Annotated in this window: 11 protein-coding genes; 6 read left to right on the top strand and 5 right to left on the bottom strand. The window is 66.5% G+C overall.

Going from position 1 to position 12,840, the window contains the following annotated elements; all coding sequences use genetic code 11:
- Nucleotides 1-6 precede the first annotated feature (6 nt).
- Nucleotides 7-975 carry an acetyl-CoA carboxylase carboxyltransferase subunit alpha gene (locus HHL15_RS02620; protein ID WP_169144234.1) on the top strand — a complete coding sequence of 323 codons (969 nt, stop codon included), beginning with the start codon at nt 7-9 and terminating at the stop codon, nt 973-975.
- Complete coding sequence (gene tilS / locus HHL15_RS02615; protein WP_235943176.1) at nt 962-2,290, top strand: tRNA lysidine(34) synthetase TilS; 1,329 nt, start codon at nt 962-964, stop codon at nt 2,288-2,290. Before HHL15_RS02620 ends, tilS begins: the two co-directional genes overlap by 14 nt.
- A 1-nt stretch (nt 2,291) precedes the next feature.
- Here tilS and HHL15_RS02610 read toward each other — a convergent pair whose 3' ends face one another.
- Both HHL15_RS02610 and HHL15_RS02605 read right to left on the bottom strand, forming a co-directional pair.
- Complete coding sequence (locus tag HHL15_RS02610; RefSeq protein ID WP_169144233.1) at nt 2,292-2,897, bottom strand: response regulator transcription factor; 606 nt, start codon at nt 2,895-2,897, stop codon at nt 2,292-2,294.
- Nucleotides 2,894-4,873: a sensor histidine kinase gene (locus tag HHL15_RS02605; RefSeq protein ID WP_328824981.1), complete on the bottom strand. Its 1,980-nt coding sequence runs from the start codon at nt 4,871-4,873 to the stop codon at nt 2,894-2,896. The genes HHL15_RS02610 and HHL15_RS02605 overlap by 4 nt, the downstream gene beginning before the upstream one ends.
- A 170-nt stretch (nt 4,874-5,043) precedes the next feature.
- Here HHL15_RS02605 and HHL15_RS02600 point away from each other — a divergent pair, with 170 nt between their 5' ends.
- The 4 genes from HHL15_RS02600 to HHL15_RS02585 all read left to right on the top strand — a co-directional run bounded on the left by HHL15_RS02600 (nt 5,044) and on the right by HHL15_RS02585 (nt 8,687).
- A complete protein-coding gene (locus tag HHL15_RS02600) occupies nt 5,044-6,048 on the top strand; it encodes a TRAP transporter substrate-binding protein (RefSeq protein WP_169144232.1) in 1,005 nt (334 codons plus the stop codon).
- A 106-nt stretch (nt 6,049-6,154) separates the two neighbouring features.
- Nucleotides 6,155-6,847 (top strand): TRAP transporter small permease, encoded by a 693-nt coding sequence (locus HHL15_RS02595; RefSeq protein WP_328824984.1) that lies wholly within the window; start codon nt 6,155-6,157, stop codon nt 6,845-6,847.
- Nucleotides 6,844-8,127 carry a TRAP transporter large permease gene (locus HHL15_RS02590; RefSeq protein WP_169144230.1) on the top strand — a complete coding sequence of 428 codons (1,284 nt, stop codon included), beginning with the start codon at nt 6,844-6,846 and terminating at the stop codon, nt 8,125-8,127. The genes HHL15_RS02595 and HHL15_RS02590 overlap by 4 nt, the downstream gene beginning before the upstream one ends.
- Before the next feature lie 347 nt (nt 8,128-8,474).
- A complete protein-coding gene (locus HHL15_RS02585; RefSeq protein ID WP_169144229.1) occupies nt 8,475-8,687 on the top strand; it encodes a hypothetical protein in 213 nt (70 codons plus the stop codon).
- A gap of 12 nt (nt 8,688-8,699) precedes the next feature.
- Here HHL15_RS02585 and HHL15_RS02580 read toward each other — a convergent pair whose 3' ends face one another.
- Genes HHL15_RS02580 through HHL15_RS02570 form a run of 3 tightly spaced genes read right to left on the bottom strand, consistent with a single transcriptional unit; the run spans nt 8,700 to nt 12,807 of the window.
- A complete protein-coding gene (locus HHL15_RS02580; protein WP_169144228.1) occupies nt 8,700-10,154 on the bottom strand; it encodes an ArnT family glycosyltransferase in 1,455 nt (484 codons plus the stop codon).
- Nucleotides 10,151-11,740, bottom strand: a complete 1,590-nt coding sequence (locus HHL15_RS02575) for an ArnT family glycosyltransferase (RefSeq protein ID WP_328824980.1) — start codon at nt 11,738-11,740, stop codon at nt 10,151-10,153. The genes HHL15_RS02580 and HHL15_RS02575 overlap by 4 nt, the downstream gene beginning before the upstream one ends.
- An 8-nt stretch (nt 11,741-11,748) precedes the next feature.
- On the bottom strand, nt 11,749-12,807 hold the full coding sequence (locus HHL15_RS02570; protein ID WP_169144227.1) for a glycosyltransferase family 2 protein: 1,059 nt from the start codon (nt 12,805-12,807) through the stop codon (nt 11,749-11,751).
- Between the last annotated feature and the right edge of the window lie 33 nt (nt 12,808-12,840).

Below are 12,840 nucleotides of genomic sequence, written 5' to 3'. Positions count from 1 at the left end.
GCCCTGATGAAAACCACGTTCCTAGATTTTGAACAGCCTATTGCGGAGCTTGAGGCAAAGATCGAAGAACTACGCTTTGTGCAGGACGATTCGGCCGTCGATATTTCCGAGGAGATCGCCCGCCTCGAGCAGAAGAACTACGGCCTGACCAAGGAGATATACGGCAAGCTGACACCCTGGCAGTGCGCCCTGGTGGCGCGTCACCCGCAGCGGCCCTACACCCTCGATTACGCCCAGCACATCTTCACCGATTTTGAAGAGCTCCACGGTGACCGGAGCTTTGCCGACGACAAGGCCATTGTCGGCGGCCTGGCCCGCTTCAACGGGCAGTCCTGCATGGTGATCGGCCACCAGAAGGGCCGCGACACCAAGGAAAAGATCTTCCGCAACTTCGGCATGCCGCGCCCCGAGGGCTATCGAAAGGCCATGCGCCTGATGAAGCTGGCCGAGAAGTTCGGCCTGCCGGTGTTCACCTTCGTTGACACGCCGGGCGCCTATCCGGGCATCGACGCCGAAGAGCGGGGGCAGTCCGAGGCCATCGGCCACAACCTCTACCTGATGGCCGAGCTCAAGGTGCCGCTGATCTGCACCATCATCGGCGAAGGCGGCTCGGGCGGTGCCCTGGCCATCGCGGTGGGCGACCAGACCCTGATGCTGCAGTACTCCACCTACTCGGTGATCTCGCCGGAGGGCTGCGCCTCCATCCTGTGGAAGAGCGCCGAGCGCGCACCGGATGCGGCCGAGACCATGGGCATCACCGCCTCGCGCCTCAAATCCCTGGGCCTGATCGACAAGGTCGTCAATGAGCCGGTGGGCGGCGCCCATCGCGACCATCGTGCCATGGCCCAGAGCCTCAAGCGGGCCCTGCAGGACGCCCTGCGCCAGGTTTCGGAGCTGTCGCCGTCCGAATTGCTGGAGCGCCGTTTCGAGCGCCTCATGAGCTACGGCAAGTTCAAGGAAATTGCCGTCGACTGAGCTGCACGCCACCGTCGCCGCGCAATGGCGACGGCTTCCGGGCCCGTTTCCCCGACTGCGTGTCGGTTTCAGCGGCGGGCTCGATTCCACCGTATTGCTGCATGTGCTGGCCGGGCTCCGCGAGGAGTTCGGCTTTGTGCTGTCCGCAGCCCATGTCAGCCATGGGCTGGTGGCGGGCTCGGAGGCGTGGGGTGAGCATTGCCGGGCATTCTGCGGCGGGCTGGGGGTGGTTTTCGAGCAGTTCGACGTGCAGGTCGATCGCCGGCATCCCGGCGGGCTGGAGGCGGCCGCCCGCGACGCACGCCGGCAGGCCCTGAGCCCGCCGGGAGACGACGCCCTGCTGGTCCTTGCCCAACATCGCAACGACCAGGCCGAGACGGTGCTGTTCAGGCTCTTGCGCGGGGCTGGTGTGAAGGGTGGGGCGGGCATGCGCCCCTTTGCCTCGCGGGGGGAGGGGGCTGCGGTGTGGCGCCCCTTGCTGGAGGTGCCGCGTGCCACCCTGCAGGCTTATGCCCTGAGCCACGGGCTGGGCTGGATCGAAGACCCCAGCAACGCGGACGACACCTTCTCCCGCAATTTCCTGCGCCTGCGGGCGCTGCCCCTGCTCGAGACGCGCTTTCCCGCTGCGGCGGCCAGCCTGGCGCGCAGTGCCCGGCTGTTGGACGAGGGGGCCGCGCTGCTCGACGATCTGGCCGACCTGGATCTGGCCGCCATGCGCCTGGCCGACGGGCGCTATGGCGTGGCGCCGGCATGGGCGCTGAGCGCCTCCCGTTTGCGCAATGTGCTGCGCCGTGTGCTGGCCATGGCCGGGGAAGCCTTGCCCGACGAAGAGCGCCTGAGCGAACTGGAACGGCAGTTCCGCCTGCCTTCGGCGCAGGAGGGATGGCGGGGCGAGCTGGGCGGGGTGGCCGTGTGCGTGTATCGGGCCGCCTGGTGGATAGAGCGGCGGGGGTTTGACGAGGCGCCCCGGGCCTGTCTCTGGACGGGGCAGGCGGAACTGGACTGGCAGGGCGCCAGCCTGCGTTTCCTGGCAACCCGGGGAGAGGGGCTGGCGGCGGCGCGACTGGCGGAGGGTGCTTGCGAGCTGCGCCGGCGCGCCGGCGGCGAGCGCATGGTGCTGCAGCCGGGCGGCCCCTCGCGCAGCCTCAAGAATCTCTTCCAGGAAGCCGGCGTGCCGCCGTGGCAGCGGCCGGGCCTGCCCTTGCTGTGGGTCGACGGGCAGCTTGCGTGGGTGGCCGGCGTCGGCGTGGCGGCGGCCTTCCGCTGCCCGCCGGGCGAGGCCGGTTTATTGCCGTGGTGGACCGGCGCGCTCTGATTCAGTCGCGGCCCGGCGCCAGCAGCTGGGCCAGTTCCACCGCCGAGCGGACCCCCATCTTCTCGAAGACCCGCGAGCGGTGCACTTCCACGGTGCGCATCGAAATGTTCAGCTGGTCGGCGATGACCTTGTTGAACTTGCCGGCCAGCACCAACTGCATGACCTCCTGCTCACGCGGGGTGAGCTGGGCCAGGCGCCCGGTGACAGTGGCCTGGGTCTCCTGGCTGGCCTGCTTGCGCGCGTCGCTTTCCATGGCGCGGATCACCACATCCACCAGGGCGTTGTCGTCGAAGGGCTTTTCGAGGAAGTCGAAGGCGCCCTTCTTGAGTGTGCTCACGGCCATCGGCACATCGCCATGGCCGGTCAGGAAGATCACCGGCATGGAGTTGTTGCGTTCCAGCAGGGCGTCGAAACACTCCAGGCCGCTCATCTCCTTCATGCGGATGTCGAGCACGATGCAACCGTGGAAGTCGGCCTGCCAGCCGGCCAGGAATTCTTCGGCCGAGGCCCAGGTCCGGGCTGCAACATTGCGGGTGCGCAGCAGCCAGGTCAGGGCGTCACGGATGGCTTCGTCGTCATCGACGATATGGGCGAGGGCTTGGCTCATGAGGGCAGGGTGGGCAGCGAGAAGTTGAAAATCGTACCACCACCCGGATTGGGCTCGAAGCTGAGGCGGCCCCGGTGCAATTCGGCGATGGAACGGCAGATGTTGAGACCCATGCCCATGCCTTCCTCCTTGGTGGTGAAAAAAGGTGCGAACAGCTTTTCGGCGACTTCGGGCGGGATGCCCTTGCCCCGGTCGGCCACCGACAGGACCACCATGCCGTCCTGCAGGCGTGTGCTCAGGCTCAGCATGCAGTGCTCGCGGGGGACGTCCGCCATGGCATCCATGCCGTTGCGGATCAGGTTGATGGCCACCTGTTCGAGCATCACCGGGTCGGCGGCCACGGTGGGCAGCGGCTCTTCCAGGTCGATCTGGATGTGCACGCCGCGGCGCTGGGCGTCCGGCTCCACCAGGCCCACCGCCTCGCGCAGGATGAGGTTGAGATCCACCGGCTCGCACTTGGGCTCCGAGCGCCGCACGAAGGCGTGGATCCGTCGGATGATCTGCCCGGCGCGCTGGGCCTGCTTGCCGATCTTCTCGAGGACGCCGGTGAGCTCGGTCTGTGACAGCTGGCCGTGTTCGATCATGTTCAGGCAGCCGGTGTTGTAGCTGGAGATGGCTGCCAGGGGCTGGTTGAGTTCATGGGCCAGGGTGGACGCCATCTCACCCATGGTCACCAGGCGGGCGGTGGCCTGCAGGCGCTCCTGCTGCTGGCGGGCGAGTTCCTGGGCGCGCTTCTGTTCGGTGACATCCACCATCGAGCCCATCCAGCCGATGTGTTTGCCATCTGAGTCGATCAGCGGCGCCTCGATCAGCAGGGCGTCGAAGCGTTCGCCGTCGCGGCGCATCAGGCGGATTTCCATGCCCTGCGCCGGTGCCTGGCCGCCGAGCACCATGTTATGCACCGTGAGGGTGTGTTCGAGGGCTTCGGGGGCCCAGTAGGGCATGGGCGGGAGCAGGCCGACCAGTTCGTCGGCGCTCCAGCCCACCATGCGGCAGAAGGCCGGGTTCACATAGGTGATCCGCCCCTTCAGGTCGCGTGCCCGCATGCCGGTGTTGAGGGAGTCCTCCATGGCCTTGCGGAAGGCGTGTTCGGCGCGCAGTGCGTGTTCGGCGGCCTGGCGGCGCTGCATGTGGCGGCGCAGTTGCCACAGGCTCCATACGATGGCCGCGGCCAGCACGCCCAGGGAGCCCATCAGCAGCAGCGAAATCCAGCGTACCTCGCTCTTGTAGGCCGTCACCGTCAGGGTGAGGCCATGCCCGGGCGGGTCCAGGGCCATCTCGTAAGTCAGCGAGGAGAGCGGCGAGACCTTGGACTTGGCGGCGATCTCGACCCCCAGGTTGTTGGTCACCGAAACCCGGTAGCGTTCGGAGAACCACCAGGGCACCTGGCGGCTCAGGAGATTGTTGAGCGAGTAGACCCCGACCACCGACCCCAGGTAGTGCCCGCCTTCGAAGACGGGAACGTGCACCTCGAACTGGGTCTGGTTGTCGATGACCGCATAGGCATCGCTGTAGCTGGGGCGCCCCAGGGCGCGCGACATGCGGTAGGCGGCGCTGGATGGAAAGGTGCCGCCGGCCTCGCCGACCAGGTGGCTGTCGGTGTAGGGCGGCTGGGCGCCGCGCACGCTGCCATCTTCCCGCAGCCACAGCAGGCGGACCAGGCCGCTTTCGGCGTCCAGGGCCTGGCGGAGCCGGGCTTCGGTGGTGGCGCCCAGGGCGGTGCTCTTGAGCAGGCTGGGGCCGAGCTGGGCAAGCAGCTCACTGTTGCGTTCGAACTGGAAGGACAGGTTCTGCTCCATCCACAGCACGTCGTTGATCAATGTGGCGCGTTGCTCTTCGGAATCCTGCCGGTGGGTCAGCCACAGCAGGGCCGCCATGGTGGCCACGAACAGGGCCACTGCGACATAGGGCAGGCTCCAGTACCAACTGGGCGGCGGGGAGGGGGCTGCGGATTCAGGCAAGGGATTGAGGATCACGGATCGGGTCGTTTTTATTGTTTGCCGGAGAGGCCCGGCATCACCATCGGAACTTTCCACAGTGCGGATGACCACAATATCGGGACTTCGGGCAGATGACGATAGTTCAGGGGCAGGCTTCTCCAGGTGGGGAACGCTCTGATTGCCATTATTCTTATACGGAGACAAACATGAAGCTGCGTACTGTTCTGTTCAGCCTGGCCGCCATCGGCTTCTGTGCCAGCGCATCGGCCCAGGCCCCCATCGTGATCAAGTTCAGCCACGTGGTGGCTGCCGATACGCCCAAGGGCAAGGCCTCCGAGTATTTCAAGAAGCGCGCCGAAGAGCTGACCAAGGGTAAGGTCAAGGTTGAAGTTTATGCCAACAGCGCGCTCTACAAGGACAAGGAGGAGCTTGAGGCGCTCCAGCTGGGCGCCGTGCAGATGCTGGCGCCGTCCCTGGCCAAGTTCGGCCCCCTGGGGGTGAAGGAGTTCGAGGTCTTCGACCTCCCCTACATCTTCGACGACTACTCCGAGCTGCACCGCATCACCCAGGGCCCGGTGGGCGCCAGCATCCTCAAGAAGCTCGAGCCCAAGGGGATTGTCGGCCTCGCCTACTGGGACAATGGCTTCAAGTCCTTCTCCGCCAACACCCCGATCCGCACGCCGGCCGACCTGAAGGGCAAGAAGCTGCGCATCCAGTCCTCCAAGGTGCTCGAGGAGGAAATCCGCTCGGTGGGTGGCCTGCCGCAGGTGATGGCCTTCTCCGAGGTGTACCAGGCGCTGCAGACGGGCGTGGTGGATGGCACCGAGAACCCTCACTCCAATACCTTCACCCAGAAGATGCACGAGGTGCAGAAGCACCTGACCGTGACCGACCACGGTTACCTCGGCTATGCGGTGATCGCCAACAAGAAGTTCTGGGACGGCCTGCCGGCGGATGTGCGCGGCCAGCTTGAACAGGCGATGAAGGATTCCACTGCCTACGCCAACAAGATCGCCCAGGAAGAGAACGACAAGTCCCTGGAAGGCATCAAGAAGAGCGGCAAGACCCAGGTCTATGTGCCGACCAAGGAAGAAAAGCTGGCCTTCAAGAAGGCCATGCTGCCGGTCCATCAGAAGATGGAAGGGCGTATCGGCAAGGATCTGATCCAGTCCATCTACAAGGAAACCGGTTTCGATCCGGCCAAGCTCTGAACACCTTGTAGCGCTTGTCTGAGCGCCGAGCCCCCGGTTCCGGGGGCTCGGCGCGGACCGGGACGCCTTGTCCCGGGTTCTCCATCGCATACCTCTGCGAGGACTCATCATGAAAATACTCGATCGTCTCGAAGAGTGGATCATCACCTTCCTGATGGGCGGTGCCACGGCCATCATCTTCCTGTCCGTGGTGCACCGCTATCTGGCCGGGATCAGCATTCCCGGCCTGCAGGACTGGCTGCTGTCCCTCAACTTCAGCTGGGCCCAGGAGCTCTGCATCATCATGTTCGTGTGGATGGCCAAGTTCGGCGCCGCCTATGGCGTGCGGACCGGCATCCACGTCGGTGTCGACGTGATGATCAACCGCCTGAACGACAGCAACCGGGCCAAGTTCATCGTCTTCGGGCTGCTGGCCGGGGCGCTGTTCACCGGCATCGTGGCCACCCTCGGTGGCCATTTCGTGTGGGAGAACGGCGCCCACTACGCCTTCCTGCACTTCACCGGTGCCGAGCTCGGGGACATTCCCGAAGGCCCCACCACGCCCGATCTCGAATGGCCGACCTGGATCGTCTATAGCGCGATTCCCCTGGGCTCCAGCCTGATGTGCTTCCGCTTCCTGCAGGTCACCTGGGGTTTCCTGCGGACCGGCGAGTTGCCGCACCACGACCACGGACACGTGGACGGCCTGGAGGATGAACTGCCGCCGGTCGACGCCAACCCGTACTCGCTGGACGACAACCTGCACGCCCACGACTTGAAGCACAAGCCCCTGGGCGACCGCGAAGGAGACCGCAAATGAACGCCGCAATCATCTTCGGGATCCTGCTGGCCCTCATGCTGACGGGGATGCCGATCTCCATCTCCCTCGGCCTCACGGTGCTGAGCTTCCTGTTCACCATGACCCAGGTGCCGCTCGAGTCGGTGGCGCTCAAGCTGTTCACCGGCATCGAGAAGTTCGAGATCATGGCGATCCCGTTCTTCATCCTGGCAGGCAACTTCCTCACCCATGGGGGCGTGGCCCGGCGGATGATCAACTTCGCCAGCTCGATGGTCGGGCACTGGTATGGTGGCCTGGGCCTGGCCGGCGTGCTGGCCTGCGCCCTGTTTGCCGCCGTCTCCGGCTCCAGCCCGGCCACCGTGGTGGCCATCGGTTCGATCCTGCTGCCGGCCATGGTCAAGGCGGGTTTCCCCAACAAGTTCGGCGCGGGCATCATCACCACCGCCGGCGCGCTGGGCATCCTCATCCCGCCGTCGATCGTGATGGTGATGTACTCGGTGGCCACCAACACCTCGGTGGGCGCCCTGTTCATGGCCGGCGTGGTGCCCGGCCTGGCGCTGGCTGCAACGCTCGGCGGGGTGACCTGGTACCGTGCCCGCAAGTTCGACTACCCGCGCCAGCCCAAGGCCTCGGTGGCCGAGCGCATCAAGGCCTTCAAGGACTCGGTGTGGGGCCTGCTGCTGATCGTGGTGGTGATGGGCGGGATCTACACGGGCATGTTCACGCCGACCGAGGCGGCCGCCATGAGCGCGATGTACGCCTTCATCGTGGCCGTGTTTGTGTACCGCGACATGCCCCTGCGCGACGTGCCGAAGGTGCTCCTCAACTCGGCCAACATGTCGGCGATGCTGCTCTACATCATCACCAACGCGGTGCTGTTCTCCTTCATCATGACCAACGAGAACATCCCGCAGGCACTGGCTGAATGGATGCTCGGCAACGGTCTGGGCGCCATCGCCTTCCTGCTGGCGGTGAACGTGCTGCTGCTGCTGGCCGGCAACTTCATGGAGCCCTCGTCGATCGTCCTGATCTTCGCGCCCATCCTGTTCCCGGTGGCGATGAAGCTGGGCATCGACCCGGTGCACTTCGGCATCATCATGGTGGTGAACATGGAGGTGGGGATGTGCCACCCGCCGGTGGGCCTCAATCTGTATGTGGCCTCGGGCATCACCAAGATGGGCATCACCGAGCTCACGGTGGCCGTGTGGCCGTGGCTGCTGTCGATGCTGGTCTTCCTTGGCATCGTCACCTACTGGCCGGGCCTGTCCCTGTGGTTCCCGCGGATGCTCGGGATGATGTGATCCCAGCGCTGCATCGCAATGAAGAACGCGCCCTCCGGGGCGCGTTTTTCATTGATGGGGGTGGGGTACCTTCCGGACTCAATCACGCGGGTAGGGAGGCTTGTTTGTGTGTGGGGGGCTTTCATTCGCGCGTGGTGGTTTTGCTGGGCGGCTTTCCGCTCTTCCACCTTGAATTGGCCGGGGCGAAATCCCGGCCAATTCAACGTAAATCAAAGGAAAACCGCCCAGCAAAGGCACGAGCAGGCGGCCAAAGCCACACCCGCCCCCGCAGCACACTCCCCTGGACACTATTCATCCACCCCTGGACGATCCCACTCCAGCCCTGGACACCCGCCGTCCAGACCTGGATGAATGGCGTCCAGCCCTGGACTCCCGCCGTCAGCGGGTGGACGCGGCGCGTCCAGGGCTGGATGAAAATCACCCAGACCTGGACCGATTTCATGCAGGGCTCGACGGATTTCGTCCAGCGTCTGACCGGTTTCGTCCAGCTCTCGACGAATTTCGTCCAGGGCTGGAGAAGATTCGTCAGCCATCAGAAACTCAGTTCTGCCGCTGCTTGACTGATTGAAGGCTCAGTAGCCCTGGAAGTCCCGCAGCAGGAAGACATACACCTCCCGCCGGAAGTCCTTGTGGATGGGCACGACGATCTTGCCGAGGGCTTCGCTGCTGCCAAAGCGGGCGCTGATCCCGGCAATGTCGGCCTTGCGGCTGACGAAGATCACGTCGCGTCCCTTCTTGTCGGCCAGGGTGGTGACCAGGTCGTAGTGGCTTATGGGCGTGCCGGAGGGATGCCAGGTGGCGTATTCCGGGGGGGAGAGGCGGTAGATCAGGTGGGCCATCAGCTCCCGGTCTTCGGTCACCAGCACGCTGCCGGGGTGGCTTTCGAGCAGGGGGCGCACGCCGTCGGCCAGGTTGATCCAGCCCCGGGCCCGCTTGAAGGGATCGTTCTTGGCGGTGAGGGCCACCCCGGTGCTGCGGGCGATGTCCGGCCAGTGGTAGGCGACGGTGGAGGCCAGCAGGTTGAAGGCCACCCCGGCGATCAGCCAGCGCCGCCGGTCGGGCAGGAAGACCGCCGGGATCAGCACGCAGGCGGCGACGAAGATGGGCGCCGCCCAGTTGCCGTTGGCGCGGCCGGTGAGGGCTTGCAGGCTCACCAGGGCCAGCAGCGGCAGGATGAAGATCAGCAGGGTGCGTTGCGCCGGGCTGGCCCACAGGCTGCGGCTGCGCAACAGGGCCCAGCCCAGCAGGATGCCCAGCACGGGGCCGATCGACAGCCACTGGGCGCCGATGAACTCGCCCAGCTGGCCGGGGTGCAGGCCGCGTTCACCGTGGCCCACCCGGGTGATCTCGGCGGTGTGGCGAAAGGTGGGGAAGTCGTGGGTCCAGTTCCAGTAGAGGTTGGGTCCGAGGATGGCGAAGGCCAGCAACACCGCCACCCACGGCTGCGGGCGGGCCAGCCAGCGACGCTGCTGCGGGTCGAGGGCGATCAGCAGCAGGGCCGAGGGCAGGAAGGCGGCCATGGTGTACTTGGACATCAGCCCGAGGCCGATGATGGCGCCGCAGGCCAGCCAGTCGGCCCAGCCGTCTCGCTCGAGGGCGCGCAGCAGGAAGATCAGGGCGAGGGTCCAGCACAGCAGCAGCGGCGCATCGGTCGATACGAAGAGGCCGAGGGCCGACACCAGGGGCATGGACAGGAAGGCCAGGCCGGCCCAGAAGCCCACCTGCGCCGAAAACATGCGCCGGCCCAGGGCATACAGGGCGAAGGCGGTGGCCGGGTAGATCAGCAGGGAGGGCAGCTTGATGGCGACCAGGCTGTTGCCGAGCACGGCCGTGCTGGCGGCAATGAGGGCGGCGATGACCGGCGGCTTGGAGTAGTAGCCCCAGTCCAGCTGCTGGGACCAGCCCCAGTAGTAGGCCTCGTCCACGTAAAGGTCGATGCCGAGGTGGCCTATCACCCACAGGCGATAGACGGTCAGCAGCGCGGCGATGAGCGCGAGCGGGCCGAGGTAGTCGCGGCGCGCCGTCATGGCTGTTTCATCCGCACCAGGGCCACGCCGCCCTGGGTGAAGATCCGCTCCACCGGCGCGTCGGCCGGCAGGCGGTCGATGCGGGTGAGGGCGAGCTGGCCGGGAGCCGGGTCGCCCTTCACGGTGACGCCCTGGCGATACACGCTGAAGCTGGGGGCGGTGGTGAAACGCCAGAAAACCACCGGCTCGCCGAGTTCATGGGCCTTGAGGCCGGCTGCCTTGACCGGCCCCTGGGCCAGTTCGCCGGCGTAGGGCACCACCACGCCGGCCAGCAGGATGACCTGCAGGGCGGCGGTGACCACCAGCTTGGGCACGGCGCCCAGGCGGGGGAAGAACACGACGGCGGCCCACAGCACCAGCCCGCCCACGGTGGCGGCGATGTAGGTGGCGTCGGCCACCTCGAGCGCGCGCCCGAGCTGGGCCCGGTAGAAGCCGTCACCCAGGGTGCTGCGCGACAGGGCGTCGAACAGGTTGGGCAGCAGGGGGAAGAGCAGGAAGAGCAGGCCGGGGGCGATCAGTTGCGGCCAGACGCGGCGCGGGCCGTCGCTGCCGGTCGCCTTCAGGCCGATCAGGATGAACAGCGGGGTGCAGCCGTACAGCACGTAGTGGGGCAGCTTGGTGCCGGACAGGGAGAAGAAGCCCAGCACGAAGGCGAACCAGATCCACAGGAAGCGCATCAGCGGGTCGGACCACTGGCTGCGCAGCCGGCCGAGGGCCGAGAAGAACAGGCCGCTCCACGGCAGCAGCAGCAGGGGCACCGCGACCAGGTAGTAGAAGGCGCTGCCGCCGTGGCCCTCCAGCGAGCCGGAGAAGCGCTGCACGTTGTGGCGCATGATGAAGCCGTCGATGAAGTCCTGGCCGTGGCGCATCAGCGCATAGGCGTACCAGGGGGCGACGATGAGGATGAGGATCAGCAGGCCGAGAGGGTTGAAGACGGTGCGCAGCCAGATCTTCCATTCACCGCGGCTGGCGCAGTAGAGCAGGCTGACGGTGCCCGGCACGATGAGGGCCACCGGCCCTTTGGTGAGGGCGCCCAGGCCGATCCACACGAAGGCGCGCAGCAGCGGGGCGCGGGCGCCGCTTTCCAGGTGGCGCCAGACGTCGAAGAGGGTCAGGGCGAGCAGGCAGTTGAGCAGGCCGTCGGCGGTGGCGGCGCGGCCGATGGCGAAGGGGCCGAGGGCGGTGGCGGCCACCGCCAGGGCCACCAGGGCCGCATCCTCGCCGACCCGGCGGCGGGCGAAGAAGTAAGTGGCGTAGCTCCACACGATGGCAGCCGTCGCGCTGGGCAGGCGGAAGGCCCATTCGGTGGGGCCGAAGATCAGGTAGCCGATGCACTGGAACCAATACACCAGGATCGGCTTGTCGAAGCGCGGTGCGCCGTTGAGGTAGGTGAACAGGAAGTCGCCGCGCTCGAACATCTCGCGGGTGGCTTCGGAGAAGGCGCCTTCGTCCACGTCGAACAGCGGCGCCCCGCCCAGGCGCAGCAGGAAGGCCAGCAACGGCAGGGCGAGGATCAGGCGGCCGAGGAGAGTGCCGGAGAGCGGGCTATCGGCCAGGTGGCCGCCGGAGGTATGGATCCCGGACACGGGCTGCCTCAGCGTTGGGGCTTGTCTTGCCAGCCTGCGCCGTCGTCCAGCGCCGGGACGTCGCGGGCGACATAGGCCTGGCTCTGGCCGGATTCGAAATAGACGCGGGTGAGCAGCTCGGCCAGCACGCCGGTGGTGACCATCTGGATGCCGGCGATCAGGAAGAAGAAGCCGCCGAAGAACATCGGCCGGGTGCCGATGGAGGCGCCGGTGAAGATCTTGAGGGCGGTCAGGTAGGCGAGGATGAGGACCCCCAGCGCGCCCAGGCCCATGCCGATGCCACCAAAGAAGTGACCCGGCCGGGTGCGGAAGCGCATGAAGAAGTACACGAAGATCAGGTCCAGCACGACCCGGAAGGTGCGCGAGATGCCGTACTTGGACTCGCCGAACATGCGCGCGTGGTGGGTGACTTCTTCCTGCGCGATCTTGCGCGGGGTGGTCACGGTGGCCAGCCAGGCGGGGATGAAGCGGTGCATCTCGCCATACAGCCGCACGTTCTTGATGGCGCTGGCGCGGAAGGCCTTGAGCGAGCAGCCGTAGTCCTGCAGGTGCACGCCGGTGATGCGGGCGATCAGGCGGTTGGCGATCTTGGACGGGATCTTGCGCAGGATCATGCCGTCCTTGCGGTTCTTGCGCCAGCCGGCAACCAGGTCGAGGTCTTCACGCAGCAGGCGGCCGACCATGCGCGGGATGTCGATGGGGTCGTTCTGTAGGTCGCCGTCCATGGTCACGATGACGTCGCCGCGGGCCGCATCCAGGCCGGCCTGCATGGCGGCGGTCTGCTTGAAGTTGCGCATCAGGGCGACGATGCGCACGTGCGGGCCGTAGCGTTTGGCGGCCTTCTCGAGGTTGGGCACGGTGTCGTCGGCGCTGCCGTCATCGACGATGACCACTTCCCAGGGGTAGGGGTAGGGGCCGAGGGCCAGGTGGATGCGCTCGAGCAGCGGGTCCACGTTGTCTTCCTCGTTATAGAGGGGGACCACCACCGACAGGCGATGGGGCGGCAGGTCGGCCGGGATGTCGGGCTGGGCCGGCGGGAGCGGAGAGAGCTTGGTGGAGTCGGTCATGATGATCTGTGTGCTGAATGTCGAGGTGGTCGC

It is taken from the genome of Zoogloea dura (genome assembly GCF_012927165.1).
Taxonomy (GTDB): domain Bacteria; phylum Pseudomonadota; class Gammaproteobacteria; order Burkholderiales; family Rhodocyclaceae; genus Zoogloea; species Zoogloea dura.
The sequence above is the reverse complement of the archived record's forward strand: the minus strand, read 5'-3'. Positions and strand labels throughout refer to the sequence as shown.

Bases quoted from the DNA above. Each gene is read 5' to 3' on its own strand.
- HHL15_RS02580 (WP_169144228.1), bottom strand. From the start codon at position 10,154: ATGACGGCGCGCCGCGACTACCTCGGCCCGCTCGCGCTCATCGCCGCG.
- HHL15_RS02600 (WP_169144232.1), top strand. From the start codon at position 5,044: ATGAAGCTGCGTACTGTTCTGTTCAGCCTGGCCGCCATCGGCTTCTGT.
- HHL15_RS02585 (WP_169144229.1), top strand. From the start codon at position 8,475: ATGAATGGCGTCCAGCCCTGGACTCCCGCCGTCAGCGGGTGGACGCGG.
- HHL15_RS02590 (WP_169144230.1), top strand. From the start codon at position 6,844: ATGAACGCCGCAATCATCTTCGGGATCCTGCTGGCCCTCATGCTGACG.
- HHL15_RS02570 (WP_169144227.1), bottom strand. From the start codon at position 12,807: ATGACCGACTCCACCAAGCTCTCTCCGCTCCCGCCGGCCCAGCCCGAC.
- HHL15_RS02610 (WP_169144233.1), bottom strand. From the start codon at position 2,897: ATGAGCCAAGCCCTCGCCCATATCGTCGATGACGACGAAGCCATCCGT.
- HHL15_RS02620 (WP_169144234.1), top strand. From the start codon at position 7: ATGAAAACCACGTTCCTAGATTTTGAACAGCCTATTGCGGAGCTTGAG.